Origin of the sequence: Hymenobacter chitinivorans DSM 11115 (assembly GCF_002797555.1) — a bacterium.
GTDB lineage: Bacteria > Bacteroidota > Bacteroidia > Cytophagales > Hymenobacteraceae > Hymenobacter > Hymenobacter chitinivorans.
Genome location: NZ_PGFA01000001.1, coordinates 2,508,353 through 2,527,411, shown reverse-complemented (window position 1 = coordinate 2,527,411; position 19,059 = coordinate 2,508,353). Strand labels below are relative to the sequence as shown.

Sequence of the window (19,059 nt, the reverse complement as noted above, 5' to 3'; positions counted from 1 at the left end):
CAACTCCTTTCGACTTCCTTTTCCATGTTAAAAACCTACGCTTCTGCCGCTTTACTGACTTTGGGCTTGGCACTCCACAACCCGGCCGCGGCCCAGAATAGCTACTTTTTTCCCGCCGCCCAAGCCAGCACCTTCGACCCCAACATCCCCACGCCGGAGAAATTTCTGGGCTACGCCATCGGTACGCACTACACCCGCACCGACCAGATTGTGGCCTACCTGCGGGAGCTGGACCGGGTGTCGGATCGGGTGAGCCTACGCACGATTGGGACGACGTTTGAGGAGCGGCCCCAGGTGGTGGCCACCATCACCGCGCCCCAGAATCAGCAGAGCCTGGCGGGTTTGCAGCAGGCCCGCCGCGCCCTGGTCGACCCCGCGCAGCCCACGCCGGATTACGGCAAGCTGCCCGTGGTGGTCAGCCTCAACTTCGGGGTGCACGGCAACGAAAGCTCTTCTTCCGAAGCGGCCCTGCTGCTGGCGTATTACCTGACGGCCTCAACCAGCCCCGAAACCCAGCAGTGGCTGGAGCAGTCCGTTATTACTCTCGACCCGCTGGAAAACCCCGACGGCCGCGACCGGGCTTCGCACTGGTTTGACCAGAATAAGTCGTGGCCCAACCCCACGGATCCGCTCGACCGGGAACATACCGAGGCCTGGCCGGGCGGGCGTACCAACCACTTCTACACCGATTTGAACCGCGACTGGCTGGCCCTAACCCAGCCCGAAAGCCGGGCCCGGATGGCGTTTTTCCACGAGTGGTACCCCAACGTGATGATCGACTTTCACGAAATGGGCACCAACGGGACGTATTACTTTGAGCCGTCCAAGCCCTTCAGCACCGAAAACGACCTGATACCCCGGGCTACCTACGAAGTGCTCAACGTGCACCTGGCCAAGTACTTTGCCAAGGCCCTCGACAACCTGGGCTCGTTGTACTGGACCAAGGAGCAGTTCGACAACCTTTCGCCCATCTACGGCTCGACCTACCCCGATTTTCAGGGCGGGGTGGGCATTACCTTCGAAGTGGGCAGCTCCCGGGGTTTGGCCCAGGAAGGCACCAACGGCGTGGTCACGTTTCCCTTCACGATTCGCAACCACGTGGCTACCGGCCTGGCCACGGTGCGCGGGGCAGTAGAGGAAAAAGAGCTGTATCTGAAGCATCAGCGCGAGTTTTTTGCCTCGGCGTTAAGCGACGCCCGCAAGTTTCCGACCAAAGCCTACGTTTTCGGCAACGCCCAGGACGAGACGCTGACCAACAAGTTCTTAAGCCTGCTGCTCCAGCACAAAATCGAGGTGCACGAGCTGGGCAAATCCGTCACGCTCGACAAGCAGCCGTTTGAGAAAGGCAAGGCCTACGTGGTGCCCACCGCCCAGCCCCAGTACCGCATCGTCAACTCCCTGTTTGAGGAGCTGACCGCCTTTCACGACAGTGTATTCTACGACGTAACCGGCTGGAGTCAGGCCCACGCCTACGGGCTGGCGGTAGCTAAGCAGAAGAATACCAGTCTGGTACAAGGCGCACCGGTGCAGGCCGTCAAACCCCTGAACGGCACCGTGCGCGGCGGCCAGAGCGCCTACGCCTACCTGTTGCCCTGGTCCGACTACAACGCCCCGCGCAGCCTGACGGCTTTGCAGCGGGCCGGCCTCGTGGCCAAGGTCAGCTTCAAGCCCTTCAGCGCCGGCACGGCCGAAAGCTCCACCGATTTTGGCTACGGCACGCTGGTCATTCCGGTAGCGGCCCAGAAGCTGCCGGCCGACTCCGTCTTCCAGATTGTGAGCCGCATTAGCCGCCAAAACCAGGTCACCTTTACCAGCGTCGGCACGGGCTTTAGCGCCAAGGGTATTGATTTGGGCTCCAACAACGTGCGTACGGCGCCCGAAACCAAGGCCGCTATTCTGGTGGGCCAGGGCACTAATGCCTCGGAAGTGGGCGAGGCCTGGTTTGTGGCCAGCCAGCAGCTAGGCGTGCCCCTGAGCCGGATTGAAGTCGGCAACTTCGGCCGGGCCCCGCTGGGCCGCTACACCAGCTTGGTGCTGGTAGGCGGCACCTACGCCAGCCTCGACAAAGCCGCCGTGGCCCGGCTGCGGCAGTGGGTGCAGGACGGCGGCACCCTCATCACCCTGAAAAACGCCTCGGAGTGGGCCATCAAGCAGGGCATCGTCAAGGAAAAGCTGCTGATTCCGGCTTCTGGCGGCTGGGCCGATACCACCGCCACGGCCGGAGTCAAAGACAAAGCTGCCCTGGCCCGCCGCGCCGACTTCGTGCAGCAGGAGCAGGAGGGAACCCGGGCTATTGCCGGCTCCATCTACTCGGCCGACATTGACATTACCAACCCCATCGGCTTCGGGCTGACCAGCCGCCGGCTCTACGTCTTCCGCAACGGCACCACCTTCCTCAAGCCCAGCCGCAACCCCTACGCTACCGTAGCCCAGTACACGGCCAAGCCGCTGGTAAGCGGCTACGTCTCGAAGGGCAACCTGCAGCAAATCAGCAGCTCGGCGGCCGTGGTGGTGAGCAAAGTCGGAGCCGGCCGGGTCGTGCTCTTCGCCGACGACCCCAATTTCCGCCACTACTGGCACGGCACGTCCCGCCTGTTTGCCAACGCCCTATTGCTGGGTCCGTTGCTGACTCTGCCCGAAGGCCCGGCCGCTATTTCAGCCGAAGAAGAGCAGGAGTAGACAGGTAGCGCACTGCACAAACAACTATGTATGCTTGCTGAACGATGTAGAGACGCATACTTGCGTCTTGTCGTTGAACGACAATAGTTGTAACATCAGCAACGATTGAGACGCAAGTATGCGTCTCTACATCGTTCACGCCGTCCTAGACCTCAACAAAAAATATCGGCCTGGTTTGGGCAGTACGCAGCTTCCACTGGAGCTTTACCACCAGTGCTGGCTGCCGTACTGCCAGAGCCAGGCCGACAGCGTCCAGAGGCCCCAGATGAGGGCGGCCAGGAAGATCAAAAAGCCGATGAGCACCACCGTGAGCAGGCCCCGGCCGCTGCCGCTGTGCTTGCCCTCGGCGTAGTGGGCCCGCAGCAGGGCCACGTTCCGGTCGTTGCTTTTATAGGCGAAGTCGAAGATGTTGCCCAGGATGGGAATGGCGCCCACGATGGTGTCAATCAGGATGTTGAGCACCATGCGCACTACCACGGCCCCGCTGGCCCCGTGCCGCATCATGGTCATCAGCAAGGCCCCCGACACGGCAAAGGTGGATAAGTCGCCGACGATGGGCAGCAGGCCTAGAATTGGGTCGAGGCCGAAGCGGAAGGAGGTGCCGGGCAGCACGAACTGGCTGTCCATGAGGCGGGCCACGCGTTCCACCCAGCGCAGCCGCTCGTCCTGGTCGAAGGTGGCAGCGGCAGTCGGAATATTGGTTTGTCGGGTCGGAGTAGCCATAATCGAATGAGTTTGTGCTTTTAACGCACGACCCGCCAAAACGATAAGGCGGATTTACTTTGCGCAGCCAATCAATCCGGCGACTCGTAGGTTATACCTGCTCGTTACTGTTTCACCACAACCAACCACACTACATGGAAACTCGCAATTTGGGCCAGCAAGGCCTGCGCGTCTCGGCCCTGGGCCTGGGCTGCATGGGCATGTCCGACTTCTACGGCCAGCGCGACGACGCCGAAAGCACCCTCACCCTGCACCGGGCCCAGGAGCTGGGCGTCACCTTTTTCGACACGGCCGACATGTACGGGCCTTACCTCAACGAAGAGCTGGTGGGCCGCGCCTTCCAGGGCCGGCGCCAGCAAATTGTGCTGGCCACCAAGTTCGGCATTCAGCGCGACCCGAATGACCCCACCAAGCGCGGCGTAAACGGCCGGCCCGAGTACGTGCGCCAGGCCTGCGAAGGCAGCCTCAAGCGCCTCGGCACCGACTACATTGACCTGTATTACCAGCACCGCGTCGACCCCAGCACGCCCATCGAGGAAACGGTGGGGGCCATGAGCCGCTTGGTGGAAGAAGGCAAAGTGCGCTTTCTGGGCCTCTCCGAAGCCGCCGCCGACACCGTACGCCGGGCCCATGCCGTGCACCCGATTTCGGCCCTGCAAACCGAATATTCGCTTTGGAGCCGCGACCCGGAAGACGAAATTTTGCCTACGGTGCACGACCTGGGAATCGGCTTTGTGCCCTACAGCCCCCTGGGCCGCGGCTTCCTCACCGGCCAGATTCAGACGTTCGACGACCTCGACCAGGACGACTACCGCCGCCACACACCCCGCTTTCAGGGTGAAAACTTCCAGAAAAACCTGGACCTGGTAGCCCGCATCAAGGATTTGGCCGGCCAGAAAGGCTGCTCGGCCAGCCAGCTGGCCCTGGCCTGGGTGCTGGCTCAGGGCCAGGACATCGTCCCGATTCCCGGCACCAAGCGCATTAGCTACCTGGAAGAAAACCTGGGCGCGCTGCAAGTACAGCTCAGCTCGGATGAGCTGAGCCAGCTCGACGAAATTGCTCCCAAAGGCATAGCCGCCGGCCCGCGCTACCCCGAGCAGATGATGCGCACCGTGAATGGCTAAAGGGTGAAATGGCGAACTTGTGAAATGGTGAGTTGATGTTCGGTTGGCGCCGGAGGCATATTCTTCCCTGTTCTTGCCAAGCCAAAGGCTGAAGCCGTCCGTCTGCCGAAATATGCTGCGCCCTCTACTATAAAAAGCCCTTTCCTACACGCGGTAGGAAAGGGCTTTCTGGTAAAAGGAAGAGTCTACCTGCGCAGTGGACGGTTTGCCACGGCCTTCGGCCTTACAATGACAGGGGTCGTTGAACGTCAATTCACAACTTCACAACTTCACCATTTCACCGTTTCAGCGGGGGCAGCAGGTCAATCAGGCCGTCTTCGCTGACGACGATGGCCAGGCAGGGGTAGCGGCTGCTTTCCACGTAGCGCACGGCCGAGTTGAAGCGGGAGCCGCGGGAGGAGTCGCCTTTCTCGGTGGCCAGGCCGTCGAGGATGGCCCCAATGGCGTAGCACACCCCGGTGGGGTCGATGAAGACGGCCCCGTCGATGTTGGTCACCAGGCGCAGCACCGAGGGCGTCATGATGCGGGGCGTCACGCGGAAGCACTGCCGGGTGAGGCGCACTGCTTCCTGGGCCGCGCCTTCGGAAATAACCAGAATGGTGCCGTTGGTTTGCTTGGTGGCGTTTTGGGTAAGCTCCCAGAGGTAGGCAATCCCGGGCTCATCGACCTGGGGAAAAATGCGCCCTACGGCCCGGGCAAAGTTTTCGGCATCGACGCGGCCCTGGGGCAGGCGGGGCGTATTCGACACCACTTTCATCATCACCTGGCCCGCGTGACTGAGCTCCCAGCTGTAGTGCTTGGTAAAATGCACCGTAAAGAGCGGCTCGTAGTGCGGGTCGCTGGGCTCTACCACGTGGCCCAGCCCAAACACGTCGGAGGCATCGGTAATGAGGGACGTGCGCCCTTCACTGAGCTCCAGTAGCTTACGGATCGAGCGGTGGTCGCGCAGCGGAATCGGGGTTTCCAGGGTTAGCACGGGCACTACGGCCGGGTGGTGACGGCGGGCCACCAGCATGGTGCCCACCCCTTCGTCGCCCTCGTGGCGCAGGGCGGCCACCCCGTTGCAGGCATCGTAGAGGCCGTGGCTGCCGGCGGCGGCGCGCAGCATAAACCGGCGGCCGGCGGCGCGCAACACCTCGTTGTAGTCCCGGTCGAGCACGGGCCGGTCCTCATCCGTATCCGACTCACGCAGGGCCCGGGAGCAATCCTGCAGAAACTCGTAGACGGCCGCATTCAGCAACGACGGCGAGCGGGTGCCGCGCTGCACTACCGGCAGGGAATAGTAGCTGTGATACGCCTCGCTCGACAATTGCAGCACCACGACTACCAGATACCCGTGCAAGCTTACCGGCAACGAGCAAAAGCTGATGCGGTCCTCGCCGCGGGCTTCGCTTAGGTCGGTGAGGATGTGCAGGGCCGAGCGGCGCATCAAATCGTACCAGCGCAGCTTTTCGTAGCGGTCCTGGTCGGTGGAGTACAGGTGGTAGACCATGTCGCGGGGCCCGTCGGGTTCGAGGGCGGCGGCCTGGGCTTTTACTTCGGCAAAGTCGGCGGGGGAGTAGCGGTGAGTAGCGGGCTCAATGACAACGGCCTGGGGCTCGTCGGTTTCGCGGGCGGAGGCGAGGCCAAGCAGGAAAACTTCGGGTTTGAGGTTGCGGTCGAGCAGGTTGAAAATGCCGTCGGCGAAGAGTTGGGCCGTGACACGGAATAGGCTTTGATGGTCCCACATGGGCATTCGGGGGGCGGGCAGACAAACGAGAGGAAGGGGGCGTACTGCGGAAGGTACGGGAAAACAGGGTATAAGGTGGTGTTTGCCCGGCCCAACATTCGGCGCGGGCCACCCAACATCCGGGCCGTGGGGCGGTTAAGCTCCTACAAAAAGGCGCGGTTTTCTTTGCCTATGGCCGGCCAGAACCGTACCTTAGGTAGCCGCCCGCCGCCGCCCGGCCCTTACCCTGTCAGCATCCAACGGCCCCGTTATGTTTATTGATATCCTGCTGGCTTTCTTCTGCGCCTTGTCCTTCCTGCCGCTTACCACGGGATATTGCGCCTACAGCTACGGCCGCTCGTTCTGGCTGTGGTTTGCGCTGGGGTGCGTGCTACCCATCGTGTCGTTTTTCATTCTCTTTGCCCTGCTCTACCGCAAGGAAATGGACCGGGGCGAGCAGCTGCTGGCCGAGGCCAAAGGCATTCTGGCCAAGGCGGAAGCCCGGGCCCGGGGTGTCGAAATTCCGGACGAGGAGTAGTGCCGCGCTACGCCGGTTGGGGCCGGAGCCAGTGCTGTATCCCGCGGGCCACCCAGGCCCCGGTACTCAGGCAGCCCTGTAGCAAATAACCGCCGGTGGGTGCCTCCCAGTCCAGCATTTCGCCGGCCACGAACACGCCCGGCAGTTTTTGTAGCATCAGGTTTTCGTCAACTTCCGGCCAGGCTACCCCGCCGGCCGTTGAAATAGCCTCGTCCAGGGGCCGCAGCCCCGTTACGGGAACGGGCAGGCGCTGCAGCAGGGCGGCCAACGATTCGGGGGAAGCCCCGGCTTCGGCCGGGGCCAACTCCCGCAGTAGCGTCGGGACGGGCGGGCCTAGCCGTAGAGTTTTCTCCAAGTAAACCGCCAAGGATTTGCCATTGCGCGGGGCTCGTAGCTTCTGCCAGAGCTGCTCGGCCGTCAGGTCGGGCTTCAGGTTGAGGTAGAGCAGGGCCGACTGGGGCGTCTGCAGGGCCGCGCGCAACGGCGGCGTCAGGGCGTACACTGGGGTGCCTTCTACGCCGTAGTCGGTCAGCAGCAGCTCGCCGCGCACGGTTTGCCCGCCGCATTCGAGGGCAATATTCTTGAGTGGGGCGCGGCCCACTTTAACCCGGAAAAACTCCGACCAGGCTACTTCCGCCCCGCAGTTGGACGGCGCAAACGGCTCCAGGGTCACGCCCCAGGCACTGAGCAGACTGGTCCACTGCCCGTCGGAGCCGGTTTTAACCCAACTGGCCCCGCCCAACGCCAGCACCGTGGCGGCGGGCTGCACGCTGAACTCCTGGCCGGTGGCTTCGTCGCGCAGGCGCAGGGCCCGCTCGGGCGTGAAGCCCAGCCAGCGGTGGCGCACCCGTAGCTGCACGCCCAGCGCCGCCAGCCGTTGCAGCCAGGCCCGCAGCACCTGGGCCGGCTTGTATTCGTCGGTAGGAAATACCCGGCCGCTGGTGCCCACGAAGGTTTCGATGCCCAGACTGTGGAGCCACTGGCGCAGGTCGGTGGGGGTGAAGTGGCTCAGGAAACGGTCGAAATCGGCTTGCCGGGCGCCGTAGCGGTGGCTGAAGTCGGGCAGGGGCTCGGCGTTGGTCAGGTTGAAGCCCCCGTGGCCGGCCACCAGAAACTTGCGGCCCACGGTGGGCTGGGCCTCAAAAACGGTGACCGGATAGCCGGCTTCGGCCAGGCGCTGGGCGGCCAGCAAGCCGGCCGGCCCACCACCGACTACGGCCACGGAAGGCGCTGATAAAATAGGTGCCATGCAGCAGCAAGGTACGAGGGATTAATGTGCTCCGGTGCGAATGTGGTGGAATGTGCGAATGGTTTAGTGTGGCGAATGAGCGAGATGTGAAAAATGTGCGAGATGAAAAAAGCGTGTCGTGGCGAGCAGCGCGAAGCCATCCATCCTCTGAAATGAGCGGAGTGTTCTACTGTGAAAAGCCCTTTACTCCGGCTGGAATAAAGGGCTTTTTGGTAAAAGGGCAGGTCGTACTGCGCAGAGGACGGATGGTCACGGCTACGCCTCGCAATGACAGACGAGCATCAGCACCTTCCTCCCCATTCGCACCTTAACGCCCTATTCCGTTTCCTTGAGCAATTGCCGGCGGTAGCTGGCCAGGATGGCGGATTTGAGGATGAAGCCCGCGTAGCGGCCGTTGCTGACCACGGGCAGGGCCCAGGCGTTGAGCTGGTCCATGCAGCGCAGAATGTCGAGCATGGTGTCGTCGGGGTTGACGAAGGCCGGTGGGGGCGTCATTAGGTCCTGCACCCGGGTGGTATTGTAGTGCTCGTCGTCGAAGAGAGCGTCGCGCACGGTGTCGAGCGAAACGATGCCCACGAGCCGCCCGCCGCCGTCGACCACCGGAAACAGGTTGCGCGTGGCGTGCCGAAACACGGTGACCAGCTCGCCGAGCGTGCTTTCGGGGCTCACGGGCAGAAAGTCGGTACTGATCAGCGACATTGGGTCGAGCTGGGCCAGCAGGCTCCGGTCGCGGTCGGCGTGCATGTACACCCCGCGGGTCACCAGCTTGCGGGTGTACACCGAGTAGGGCTCGAAGTAGCGGGTGATGAGGTAGGAGCTGGAGCACACCACCATCAGGGGCACAAACAGGGCGTAGCCGCCGGTAATTTCGGCAATGAGGAAGATGGCCGTCAGCGGGGCGTGAATCACGCCGGCCAGGGTGCCGGCCATGCCCAGCACCACGAAGTGCACTTCCGAAATGGGGTAGAGGCCGCTCAGATTAATCAGGCGGGCGGCAATGAAGCCGATAAGGGCGCCGGCAAACAGGGACGAGCCGAACATGCCCCCGTTGCCGCCCGAGCCCACCGTAATGCAGGTGGCAAACACTTTGAGCAGCATACTGGCCGCGGCCACGAGCAGCAGGGTCCACACGTTTTCGTCGCGGTACACCGAAAACAGCGACGCGTCGGTGAGCCGCTCGGGGTGGCCGCTGAGCAGCAGCTGCACCGTGTTGTAGCCTTCGCCGTAGAGCGGGGGGAAAATGAACACCATGATGCCCAGGGCCAGGCCGCCGAGCAGCACTTTAAGAAACACGCCTTTTTTGCGCTCAAAGTACTTGTCGGCCAGAAAGTAAATCCGGATCATGTACACCGACAGCAGGGCCGTGAGCAAGCCCAGCAGAATGTAGAACGGGATGCCCTGCACCGGCCAGGTGGTAGTTACGAGCACGAAGGGCTGGCCCGCGTACAACGATTTGGATACGACCGTAGCTGTGGCCGAGGAAATGAGCAGCGGAATGAAAAACGGGGCCGACAGCTCCGAGAGGATAACTTCGACGGCAAACAACACTCCGGCAATGGGGCTGTTGAAGATGGCCGCCACGCCCGCCGCCGCCCCGCAGCCCACCAGCAGCCGCCTTTCGCGCCGGCCCACCCGCAGAATCCGGCCCAGGTTGGAGCCCAGGGCCGAGCCCGTCACCGAAATCGGGGCCTCCAGACCCGCCGAGCCGCCGAAGGTGACGGTTAGGAAGGAGGTGACGAGCTGGGAGTAAAGCTTGCTGCGCGGCACGATGCTGCTTTGCCGGGCAATGTTGTAGATGATGGGTCCGATGCCCCGGCTCAGGGAGCCGGCCAGCACGTAGCGCGTAAAGAGCACCGTGAGGCCAATACCAATGATAGGGTAGAGAAACAGGGCAAACACCCGGTCCTGCTCGGGCACCCAGGAGTAGAGCAGCTCCTGAGCTTTCTGCACCGAAGTTTTGAGAATGACGGCCGCCAGACCCGCCAGGCCGCCCACCAGCACGCTCACCAGAATCAGGTACACCCGGTCGTTGACGTGGCGTAAGCGCCACAGCAGCAGGGGGCTAAGGGTTCGGTGGAGTAAGGTTTTGGGCATCGGCAGAAAGAGCGGAGAGCAAAAGACGCGCGCGGGCCGCAGCTCAACCAGTTTACCTCAACGCATGATAGCGAAAAACGGGTATTTCCGGGCCCGCCCACCCGATAAAACTATTGCACGACACTTTGCACCGCGTAGCCTTCTTCGACCAGGCCCGCCTTCACGTCGCGCATCAGCTCACTTTTCAGCTCCAGGGTACCGCGGCGGTAATCTTCGGAATACGCCCAGAAGTAGGCCCGCAGGTCGGCGGTGGTGGCGGTAGCCTTTTCCAGGATGACGTAGGGCGTGTGCGGCTCTTTTTCCTCCACGCCGCGGTTGGTCTGCACGTAGCGCAGCAGCAGGTCGGCGGCGTGCTGGGAGTTGCCCTGCTCGCCAAAGTCCACCGTTACCAGAAAATCCTGGCGGATGTAGCCGTCCCGGGTGAAGTTGATGAGCGGCTCGCGCAGCACCATGGCGTTGGGCAGGAAGATGTGCTTGCCGTCGAAGGTTTTAATCAGGGTTACGCGCAGGCTTAGGTCCTCCACTTTACCCACCAGGTCCTTGATTTGAACTGTGTCGTGGATGTGGAAGGGGCGGTTGAAGGCCAGCACCACGCCGGCCAGGAAGTTCTCGGCAATGTCCTTGAGGGCAAACCCCACGATGAAGGCCGACAAGCCCGCGCCGGCCACCACCCCGCCCACAATGGCGTAGAGGCCCACGACTTCCATGGCCAGCACCGCGCCGGCCAGAATCAGGGCCCACTTGCTGAAGCGGGTCAGGAAGTCGGCCATCAGCGGGTCGTGCGACTTTTTGCGCAGCTTGCCGCCGATGAGGCTGCTGAGGTGGTTGGCCACAAAAATGGCCAGGATCAGCACGATAAAGGCAATGAGGAGCTTGGGAGAAATATAGAGAAACTGCTGCCAGTAGGTGTTCAGCACGCGCTGCAAATCGGAAAACATAGGGCGGAATTAGGTCCATCACCAGAGCGGGTCCGCCCGCGGGGCGGCCGTTCTAAAGCCCGGTTCTACGAGCAAGGCCGAGGGGAAGGTTCCGGCCGACCTAAGCGGGCCGGTTCAAAAGCTGCCGGAACACCACCGTGCCCAACCCGTAGGCCACCACGTCGAGCCAGTCGCCGACGTGGCGGGCCGAGAGCAGGGGCAGCAGCAGCTCAAACCAGACCGACACGTAGAGCCAGGCTCCCAGCAGCCACGAATCGGGCAGGCAGAACGTGGCGCGGCGCTGCACCCAGCGCCGCTGCACCACCAGGGCCAGGGTCAGGATGACGGGCATGGCCAGCAAATCGGAAAGGTAGGCCGTGACCAATGTGGGCAGCGGGTAATGCCCAAGCCGGGCGTTGGCCTGGTAAAGCCCATACACCAGCAATGGCAGCCAGAAGGCCGGGCGGCGAAACTCGCGGGGCAGCGTCATTTAGCCGGCGGCCAACGTCAGAAACCACAGAATAAACGACACGGTGGCCGCAAAGGCCACCTGCCCGCCCCGGATAATCTGCTTGCCGAAGCGCACCAGCCCCTTGTCCTCGGGCGTTATTTCGATGCGCATAAACTGGGGTAGCGGCTCCTGGGCTTCCAGCTCCCGCTGTTGCTCACTGCGGTTACGGACCGGGTCGAGTAGCTGCCCGCAGCGCTGGCACACGTCGTCCGATTTCTGCTGCCACGGCGACCAAAAGCCGCAGTGGGGGCATTTCTTGGAGGCAGATAGGGGCGCAGCGTCGTTCATGCCGCAAAGGTAAGTTCCGGGCCGCGGATGTGACCTACACAATCATGTGGTTTGATCCAATCAGGGTCCGTTGCCGAATAAACCGGCTATTTTGCCGACAAACAGCTTTAGTATGAACTCTGATAAATGCCGCGGCGCCCTGCTGGGCCTGGCCGTTGCCGATGCCCTGGGCGTGCCCGTGGAGTTTGAAAGCCGGGCCCGCCGCCGCCTCGACCCCGTGGTGAGCCTGCGCGAATACGGCACCCACCAGCAGCCCGCCGGCACTTGGTCGGATGACTCGTCGCTGACCTTTTGCCTGGCCGCTTCCTTAACCTACATCGGTGCCTACGCCATTGACGTGCACGACCTGAGCCGCCGCTTCGTCAACTGGCTGGACGCGGGCTACTGGACGCCCCACGGCCGGGTGTTCGACGTGGGCATTGCCACCCGGGAGGCCATTGCGCGGCTGCGGGAAGGCGTAGCGCCCGAAAAAGCCGGCGGCACCCGGGAGTACGACAACGGCAACGGCGCCCTGATGCGCATCTTGCCCCTGGTGTTTCACCCGCTCTGGCAGCGCGCCGACGCGGCCGAGCGGCAGCGTATTACGCATAAAGTGGGCTGCCTTACCCACGGACACTACCGCTCCACGCTGGGCTGCTACCTGTATCTGGAAATGGCTTGGGGGCTGTTGCAGGGGCTACACCCGGCGCAGGCTCATCAGCGGCTGGGCCGGGAAGTGGCGCCCGGCCTGCTGCCCAAACTAGCCAAGGAAGTCGACCGGTACGCCCGGGTGCTGGACCAAGAGCTGGCCCTGATTCCCGAAGCCGATATTCAGTCGTCGGGCTACGTGGTGCACACCCTGGAAGCGGCCCTGTGGTGTTTGCTGCGCGGCGAGTTCTACGCCGATACCGTGCTGACGGCCGTCAACCTGGGCGACGATGCCGATACCACCGGCGCAGTTACGGGCGGCTTGGCCGGACTGTATTTCGGGGCCGAGCAGATTCCGGCCGAGTGGCGGCAGGGGCTGATGCAACGAGCGGAAATCGAAGCCCTGGCCGACCGGCTGCTCTTTTAGCCGGCCGCGAAAGTCGCCTAATCTTATAGTACAGGCCCCGCTGAGCAGCGTTTCAGCGGGGCTTTAGTGTGTTTTAGTAGGCCTCAAAAAGAACTCCGGCACAGCCAAAACTACAGCCCGAGTGGGATGCATCCTGGCTTTATAGACCTAGCTTCTGGCTTAGGAAAGCTGAAGAAACAAAAATGATTATTTATGAAATACACCCATTTACTAAGGGTATGTTTTGAATAATTATTCATAAAATATGGAAAAAGACCTTTTGTATTAGGGTGCATTTGTCTATACTTGTGAAAAGCACGGTGAAATCAGTGTGTTTTTTGAAGGGCGTGTATTTTGATGCCTTTCATCGAGTTACCGCTCCGCTCTACCCATCCCACCCACTCTTAAAACCCGTTTCCTTTCGTCGTCCTAAACCCTTAGGCATATGGTACTGCAGGCGCTTCCTACCGTCGTTGTCATCGGCAATGGCATGGTGGGCTACAAGTTTTGCGAGAAGCTGCTCGCCAAAACCTCGGCCTTCAATCTGGTGGTCTTCGGCGAAGAGCCCCGCGTGGCCTACGACCGGGTCCATTTGAGCGAATACTTCGGCGGCAAAACCGCTGACGACCTGCTGCTGGCGCCCCTGCAGTGGTACCACGACCATCATATTACTCTGCACCTGGGCGACGCGGTGCAGGAAATAGACCGGGCCAGCCAAACCGTGCACGCCCGCAGCGGCCTGGTGCAGCCCTACGACTACCTGGTGCTGGCCACCGGCTCCTCGGCCTTCGTGCCCGACATTCCCGGCGTGGAAAAAGCCGGCGTCATGGTCTACCGCACCATCGAGGATTTGGAGGAAATTAAAGCCTATGCCGCTACTGCTAAGCGTGGGGCCGTGCTGGGCGGCGGCTTGTTGGGCCTGGAAGCGGCCAAAGCCCTGCTCGATTTGGGCGTGCCCGAAACCCACGTCATTGAGTTTGCGCCCCGCCTCATGCCCCGGCAAATCGACGCGGCCGGCAGCCAGATGCTGCAAACCAAGCTCGAAGCCCTGGGCCTCAACATTCACCTCAACAAAGCCACCAGCAGCATCGGCGGCAACGGCCGCATCGAAGCCCTGTACTTCGGCGACGGCTCCCAGCTGGAAGTTGACATGCTGGTGATTTCGGCCGGCATCCGCCCGCGGGATGAGCTGGCCAAACTCGCCGGCCTGGAAGTAGGGTTGCGGGGCGGCATCGTGGTCAATAACGAAATGCAAACCAGCGACCCGCGCATCTTCGCCATCGGGGAGTGCGCCCTGCACGGCGGCATGATTTACGGCCTGGTCGCGCCCGGCTACGACATGGCCGAGGTCGTGGCCAGCCAGCTCACGCAAGGGGCCCGCGCCTTTACCGGCTACGATATGAGCAGCAAGCTCAAGCTCATCGGTGTGGACGTGGCCAGCTTCGGCGACCCGTTCATTGCCGAGCCCCACAGCCGCGCCATCGTGTTTGAAGACGCCCACAGCGGCGTCTATAAGCGCATTAACATCAGTCCCGACGGCAAGTACCTGCTCGGCGGCGTGCTCATCGGCGACGCGGAAGCCTACAACCTGCTGCTGCAGACGGTCAACAACAAAATCGTGCTGCCGCCCCACCCCGAAGACCTGATTCTGGGCGCCCGGGGCGGGGAGGCCGCCGAAGGCGCGGGCGTGCTGGGCTTGCCCGACGAGGCGCTCATCTGCTCCTGCGAGGCCGTCACCAAAGGCGCCATCTGCGGGGCCGTGACCGAGCTGGGCATCACGACGGTGGAGGGGCTGAAGAAATGCACCAAGGCCGGCACCGGCTGCGGGGGCTGCGTGCCCATGGTCAAGGACCTCATCAACGGTACGCTGCTGGCCCAGGGCGCTTACATCAAGAACGTGCTGTGCGAGCATTTTGACTACTCCCGGCAGGAGCTCTTCGATTTGCTCAAAATCAACGACATCCGCACCTACGACGCGGCCCTCGACCACTTTGGCAAGGGCGATGGCTGCGAAACCTGCAAGCCGGCCATCGGCAGCATTCTGTCGGGTTTGTGGAATGATTTGATTGTCAAGCAAAACACGATTCAGGATACCAACGACCGGTATTTGGCCAACATCCAGAAGGGTGGGAGCTACTCGGTGGTGCCCCGCATTGCGGCCGGCGAAGTCACGCCCGAGCAGCTGATGGTCATTGGGCGGGTGGCTCAGAAGTACGGGCTCTACACCAAGATTACCGGCGGGCAGCGCATCGATATGTTCGGGGCCCACGTGAGTGATTTGCCCGACATCTGGGAGGAGCTGATTAATGCCGGCTTCGAGAGCGGGCACGCCTACGGCAAGTCGTTGCGGACGGTGAAAAGCTGCGTGGGGAGCACCTGGTGCCGGTTTGGGCTGCACGACAGCGTGTCGTTGGCCATCGAAATCGAGAACCGCTACAAGGGAATCCGCTCCCCCCACAAGCTCAAAAGCGGGGTCAGCGGCTGCGTGCGGGAGTGCGCCGAGGCCCAGGCCAAGGACTTCGGCATCATTGCCACCGAGAAAGGCTGGAACCTGTACGTGTGCGGCAACGGCGGGGCCAAGCCCCAGCACGCCCAGCTCCTGGCTACCGACGTGGATAAGGAAACCCTGGTGCGCTACCTCGACCGGTTCCTGATGTTTTACATCAAAACCGCCGACCCGCTGATGCGCACCGCCACCTGGCTCAACAAGCTGGACGGCGGCCTGGCCTACCTCAAAAACGTGGTCATCAACGACAGCCTGGGTATCTGTGCCGAGCTGGAAGCCGAAATGGCTTTGCTGATTCAGAACTACCACTGCGAGTGGCGGGAGGTGGTCGAAAACCCCGAGCTGCGCCGGCAGTTCACCCACTTCGTGAATGCGCCCACGCTCAAAGACCCCTCGATTGAGTTCGAGCCGGTGCGGGGTCAGAAGATTGTAAAAGCCTGGTAACGGGCCTTCGAAGCACTTTTTCAGACGAAGTCCTTGCCGCTCCACCTCGGGGCGGCCCGGAATACCAACGAAGCAAAACGGGCGCGGTGGGTGGTGTTGCAGCGCCGCTCATTCGCCGCCCAAACCCTTTCAACTCAAGCTACAACCGATGGAAGCTGTCATTGACGTAACGTGGGTACCCGTGTGTGCGGCCGCGGATATTCCGGCCGACGGCGGGGCCTGCGCCCTGGTGGAAGGCGAGCAGATTGCCATTTTCAACTTCGCCCGCCGCGGCGAGTGGTACGCCACCCAGAACCTGTGCCCGCACAAGCAGCAGATGGCCCTGGCCCGCGGCATGATCGGTAGTACCGGCGAAGCCTGTGAGCCCAAAGTGGCCTGCCCGTTCCACAAGCGCACCTTTTCCCTGCTCACCGGCGAGTGCCTGAACGGGGACGAGTGCAGCATCCGGACCTACCCGATTAAGGTTGAAGATGGGCTGGTGTTCATCGGCCTGGAAGCCGGCTGAAGCTTCGCCATCTGCTCAATTCGTTTCCTGCTCATCCTTAACCACCTCCTATGCCCGAGAACTGTACTGCGAATAGACTTTCTTGGGTAGCGCTGGCGGTGGCGCTGCTGCCCGGCTCGGCGGCGGTGGGGCAGGTGGTAGTGTCGGCCGAAATCCGGCCGCGGACCGAGCTGCGCGACGGGTTCCGGACGGTGAACACGCCCCGCGAAAAGCCGGCTTTCTTCGTCGAGCAACGCTCCCGCCTCAACCTGGATTACGGCCGTGACAAGGTGAGCGTGCGGCTGTCGGTGCAGGACGTGCGCATCTGGGGCAGCACCAGCCAGGTGTATAAAACCGACCCCAACCTGTTCAACGTCTTTGAAGCCTACGGCCAATACCGCCTGACGCCCCGGCTTGCCGTGCGGGTGGGCCGGCAGGCCCTGGACTACGACAACGCCCGGTTTCTGGGCGGGCTCGACTGGGCCCAGCAGGGCCGCAGCCACGATGCGCTGAAGCTTCTGTACGCCGACAGCTCGGGCTTTGCCATGCACGGCGGGGCGGGGTTCAACCAGTCGTTTTCCCTGGAGCCCGCCAAGCTCGCCGACACCTACTACGGCGGGGTCGACAACTACAAGTCCATGGAGTACCTATGGCTGCACAAGGACTGGACCCGCGGCAAACTTTCGGCCCTGTTTTTCAACGACGGCCGGCAGCGGACCGACTCCACGACCTACTACCGGCAAACCTACGGCCTGACCGGCGAGGCCACCGCCGGCCGGGCAACCCTGGCGGCCGAAGCCTACTACCAGACCGGCTACGATGCCGCCGGCCGCACCGTGCGGGCCTATCTGGCGGCGGGCAGCGTGACGCTGGCCACCAAGCTCACCCCGCTCACGCTGGGCCTCGATTACCTGTCGGGCTCCGACGCTACCGACTCCCGCAACCACGCCTTCGTGCCGCTCTACGGCACCAACCACGCCTTTTACGGCCACATGGACTACTTCTACGTGGGCAACAACCACGGGCAGAACGGCCGCACCGCCGGCCTGGTGGACTTCTACCTGAAAACCAATTTCAAGCTGGCGCCCAAAACCAGCCTGCTGGCCCACCTGCACCACTTCGAGTCGGCGGCCCGGGTGTATGCGGCGGGCACCACCGAGCAGGCCCTGGGCAGCCGGCTGGGCGAGGAGCTGGATCTGCAGCTCAGTGCCAACGTGAGTCCGGAGTTCAACCTCAAGCTGGGCTATTCGCACTTTGTGGCCACGGCCTCGCTCGATGCGCTGAAAGGGCGCGCCGGGCAGCAGTATAACCAGTGGGCCTGGGCCATGCTCACGTTTAAGCCCGTCCTGTTCAAAAACTAAGCGCGGGTTTTGTGCTCCGCGCCACTGTTCCTCACTGCCAACTTCTCCTCTAACTCTCTGTCGACATGGACGATTCACTGAGTGCCCGGCCGCTGGATAAACTCGCCATTTTCTCCGGGAAAGGCGTGCAGATGCGCACCTTTCACCTGACCTGGCTCACGTTTTTCTTCTGCTTTTTCGGCTGGTTCGGCATTGCGCCCCTCATGCCCCTGGTGCGCGAGCAGCTCCACCTCGACAAAGGCCAGATCGGCAACATCGTCATTGCCTCGGTGTCGGCTACCATCCTGGCCCGCTTGGTTATCGGCAAGCTTTGCGACACGCTGGGTCCGCGCCTGACCTATACCCTGCTGCTGGTGGTGGGCGCCCTGCCGGTGATGCTTATCGGGCTGAGCAACAGCTACCAAAGCTTCCTGCTGTTTCGCCTAGCCATCGGCATTATCGGGGCCTCCTTCGTCATCACTCAGTTTCACACCTCCATGATGTTTGCCCCCAACGTGGTGGGCACGGCCAACGCCGTGGCCGGGGGCTGGGGCAACCTCGGCGGCGGTATTGCCAACATGGTGATGCCCCTGGTGGCCGCCGGTTTCGTCTCCTTGGGCTACGTGGATCAGGCCAATTCCTGGCGCCTGGCCATGGTCGTGCCCGGGGTTATTCTGCTCATCATGGCCTGGCTGTATTACAAGTACACCGTCGATACGCCCCGGGGCAACTACGCCGACATTCCGCGCGACGCGGCGCAAAAGCCCAAGGGCACGTTTCTGCTGGCTTTGCGCGACTACCGCACCTGGGTGCTGGCCCTGGCCTACGGGGCCTGCTTCGGCATCGAAATTACCATCGACAACGTGGCGGCCGTGTACTTCGTCGACCATTTCGGGGCCACGCTGGTCATGGCCGGCATGCTGGCCGGCATCTTCGGGTTCATGAACATCTTCGCCCGGGGCCTGGGCGGCTGGGTCAGTGACCTGGTGGGGCGCCACGCCGGGTTGCGGGGCAAGTGGCTGCTGCTGAGTGGGCTGCTGGTGCTCGAAGGCGGGGGTATTGCCCTGTTTGCCCTGGCCCCGAGCCTGCCGCTGGCCATTGCCGCCATGCTGGGGTTTGCGCTGTTTTTGAAAATGGCCAACGGCTGCACTTACTCCATTGTGCCTTTCGTGAACAAGCAGGCTCTGGGCAGCGTGAGCGGCGTGGTGGGGGCGGGCGGCAACCTGGGCGCCATGCTGGTCGGCTTCCTGTTCAAATCGGCCTCCATCAGCTACAGCACGGCTTTTCTCTACATCGGTATCGGCGTGGCGGCCGTGGGCGGCCTGGTGCTGCTGGTGCGCCTGGTGCGCAAGGAAATTGGGGAAGCCACGGCCGAAACTACCTCCGAAGCCCCGCTGACGCTGGCCGGCGCTTAGTACCTC

At 62.6% G+C, this 19,059-nt stretch carries 15 protein-coding genes; 8 read left to right on the top strand and 7 right to left on the bottom strand.

What is annotated here, in order from left to right; all coding sequences use genetic code 11:
• Window positions 1–66 precede the first annotated feature (66 nt).
• Window positions 67–2,679 carry a M14 family zinc carboxypeptidase gene (locus tag CLV45_RS10720; RefSeq protein ID WP_211289924.1) on the top strand — a complete coding sequence of 871 codons (2,613 nt, stop codon included), beginning with the start codon at window positions 67–69 and terminating at the stop codon, window positions 2,677–2,679.
• A gap of 204 nt (window positions 2,680–2,883) precedes the next feature.
• Here CLV45_RS10720 and CLV45_RS10715 read toward each other — a convergent pair whose 3' ends face one another.
• On the bottom strand, window positions 2,884–3,402 hold the full coding sequence (locus CLV45_RS10715) for a DUF4112 domain-containing protein (protein WP_100336347.1): 519 nt from the start codon (window positions 3,400–3,402) through the stop codon (window positions 2,884–2,886).
• 134 nt (window positions 3,403–3,536) lie between these two features.
• Here CLV45_RS10715 and CLV45_RS10710 point away from each other — a divergent pair, with 134 nt between their 5' ends.
• On the top strand, window positions 3,537–4,526 hold the full coding sequence (locus CLV45_RS10710) for an aldo/keto reductase (protein WP_100336346.1): 990 nt from the start codon (window positions 3,537–3,539) through the stop codon (window positions 4,524–4,526).
• Between the two features lie 277 nt (window positions 4,527–4,803).
• On the opposite strand, the gene CLV45_RS10705 is transcribed toward CLV45_RS10710, so the two are convergent.
• Complete coding sequence (locus CLV45_RS10705) at window positions 4,804–6,255, bottom strand: diadenylate cyclase (RefSeq protein ID WP_170061839.1); 1,452 nt, start codon at window positions 6,253–6,255, stop codon at window positions 4,804–4,806.
• A gap of 250 nt (window positions 6,256–6,505) precedes the next feature.
• On the opposite strand from CLV45_RS10705, the gene CLV45_RS10700 reads away from it, so the two are divergent.
• Window positions 6,506–6,772 carry a hypothetical protein gene (locus CLV45_RS10700; RefSeq protein ID WP_100336344.1) on the top strand — a complete coding sequence of 89 codons (267 nt, stop codon included), beginning with the start codon at window positions 6,506–6,508 and terminating at the stop codon, window positions 6,770–6,772.
• Window positions 6,773–6,779: 7 nt separating this feature from the next.
• On the opposite strand, the gene CLV45_RS10695 is transcribed toward CLV45_RS10700, so the two are convergent.
• The 5 genes from CLV45_RS10695 to CLV45_RS10675 all read right to left on the bottom strand — a co-directional run bounded on the left by CLV45_RS10695 (window position 6,780) and on the right by CLV45_RS10675 (window position 11,831).
• Window positions 6,780–8,021: a BaiN/RdsA family NAD(P)/FAD-dependent oxidoreductase gene (locus CLV45_RS10695; protein WP_100336343.1), complete on the bottom strand. Its 1,242-nt coding sequence runs from the start codon at window positions 8,019–8,021 to the stop codon at window positions 6,780–6,782.
• A 315-nt stretch (window positions 8,022–8,336) separates the two neighbouring features.
• Entirely contained in the window at window positions 8,337–10,115 is a 1,779-nt protein-coding gene (locus tag CLV45_RS10690; protein ID WP_100336342.1) for a chloride channel protein, read from the bottom strand.
• A 110-nt stretch (window positions 10,116–10,225) separates the two neighbouring features.
• On the bottom strand, window positions 10,226–11,053 hold the full coding sequence (locus CLV45_RS10685) for a mechanosensitive ion channel family protein (RefSeq protein WP_100336341.1): 828 nt from the start codon (window positions 11,051–11,053) through the stop codon (window positions 10,226–10,228).
• A 100-nt stretch (window positions 11,054–11,153) separates the two neighbouring features.
• On the bottom strand, window positions 11,154–11,522 hold the full coding sequence (locus CLV45_RS10680) for a magnesium citrate secondary transporter (protein ID WP_100336340.1): 369 nt from the start codon (window positions 11,520–11,522) through the stop codon (window positions 11,154–11,156).
• On the bottom strand, window positions 11,523–11,831 hold the full coding sequence (locus CLV45_RS10675; protein WP_100336339.1) for a hypothetical protein: 309 nt from the start codon (window positions 11,829–11,831) through the stop codon (window positions 11,523–11,525). It lies immediately after the preceding gene.
• Between the two features lie 112 nt (window positions 11,832–11,943).
• Between CLV45_RS10675 and CLV45_RS10670 the strand changes: the two genes are divergently transcribed.
• The 5 genes from CLV45_RS10670 to CLV45_RS10650 all read left to right on the top strand — a co-directional run bounded on the left by CLV45_RS10670 (window position 11,944) and on the right by CLV45_RS10650 (window position 19,053).
• Window positions 11,944–12,885, top strand: coding sequence for an ADP-ribosylglycohydrolase family protein (locus CLV45_RS10670; RefSeq protein WP_100336338.1), 942 nt, complete (start codon window positions 11,944–11,946; stop codon window positions 12,883–12,885).
• 424 nt (window positions 12,886–13,309) lie between these two features.
• Window positions 13,310–15,814: a nitrite reductase large subunit NirB gene (nirB, locus tag CLV45_RS10665; protein ID WP_100336337.1), complete on the top strand. Its 2,505-nt coding sequence runs from the start codon at window positions 13,310–13,312 to the stop codon at window positions 15,812–15,814.
• A gap of 148 nt (window positions 15,815–15,962) precedes the next feature.
• A complete protein-coding gene (nirD, locus tag CLV45_RS10660; RefSeq protein WP_100336336.1) occupies window positions 15,963–16,319 on the top strand; it encodes a nitrite reductase small subunit NirD in 357 nt (118 codons plus the stop codon).
• A 50-nt stretch (window positions 16,320–16,369) separates the two neighbouring features.
• Window positions 16,370–17,659 carry an alginate export family protein gene (locus CLV45_RS10655; protein WP_100336335.1) on the top strand — a complete coding sequence of 430 codons (1,290 nt, stop codon included), beginning with the start codon at window positions 16,370–16,372 and terminating at the stop codon, window positions 17,657–17,659.
• 65 nt (window positions 17,660–17,724) lie between these two features.
• On the top strand, window positions 17,725–19,053 hold the full coding sequence (locus CLV45_RS10650; protein WP_100336334.1) for an MFS transporter: 1,329 nt from the start codon (window positions 17,725–17,727) through the stop codon (window positions 19,051–19,053).
• The last annotated feature ends 6 nt before the right edge of the window (window positions 19,054–19,059 follow it).

Bases quoted from the DNA above. Each gene is read 5' to 3' on its own strand.
- CLV45_RS10715 (WP_100336347.1), bottom strand. From the start codon at position 3,402: ATGGCTACTCCGACCCGACAAACCAATATTCCGACTGCCGCTGCCACC.
- CLV45_RS10710 (WP_100336346.1), top strand. From the start codon at position 3,537: ATGGAAACTCGCAATTTGGGCCAGCAAGGCCTGCGCGTCTCGGCCCTG.
- CLV45_RS10705 (WP_170061839.1), bottom strand. From the start codon at position 6,255: ATGTGGGACCATCAAAGCCTATTCCGTGTCACGGCCCAACTCTTCGCC.
- CLV45_RS10700 (WP_100336344.1), top strand. From the start codon at position 6,506: ATGTTTATTGATATCCTGCTGGCTTTCTTCTGCGCCTTGTCCTTCCTG.
- CLV45_RS10695 (WP_100336343.1), bottom strand. From the start codon at position 8,021: ATGGCACCTATTTTATCAGCGCCTTCCGTGGCCGTAGTCGGTGGTGGG.
- CLV45_RS10690 (WP_100336342.1), bottom strand. From the start codon at position 10,115: ATGCCCAAAACCTTACTCCACCGAACCCTTAGCCCCCTGCTGCTGTGG.
- CLV45_RS10685 (WP_100336341.1), bottom strand. From the start codon at position 11,053: ATGTTTTCCGATTTGCAGCGCGTGCTGAACACCTACTGGCAGCAGTTT.
- CLV45_RS10680 (WP_100336340.1), bottom strand. From the start codon at position 11,522: ATGACGCTGCCCCGCGAGTTTCGCCGCCCGGCCTTCTGGCTGCCATTG.
- CLV45_RS10675 (WP_100336339.1), bottom strand. From the start codon at position 11,831: ATGAACGACGCTGCGCCCCTATCTGCCTCCAAGAAATGCCCCCACTGC.
- CLV45_RS10670 (WP_100336338.1), top strand. From the start codon at position 11,944: ATGAACTCTGATAAATGCCGCGGCGCCCTGCTGGGCCTGGCCGTTGCC.
- nirB (WP_100336337.1), top strand. From the start codon at position 13,310: ATGGTACTGCAGGCGCTTCCTACCGTCGTTGTCATCGGCAATGGCATG.
- nirD (WP_100336336.1), top strand. From the start codon at position 15,963: ATGGAAGCTGTCATTGACGTAACGTGGGTACCCGTGTGTGCGGCCGCG.
- CLV45_RS10655 (WP_100336335.1), top strand. From the start codon at position 16,370: ATGCCCGAGAACTGTACTGCGAATAGACTTTCTTGGGTAGCGCTGGCG.
- CLV45_RS10650 (WP_100336334.1), top strand. From the start codon at position 17,725: ATGGACGATTCACTGAGTGCCCGGCCGCTGGATAAACTCGCCATTTTC.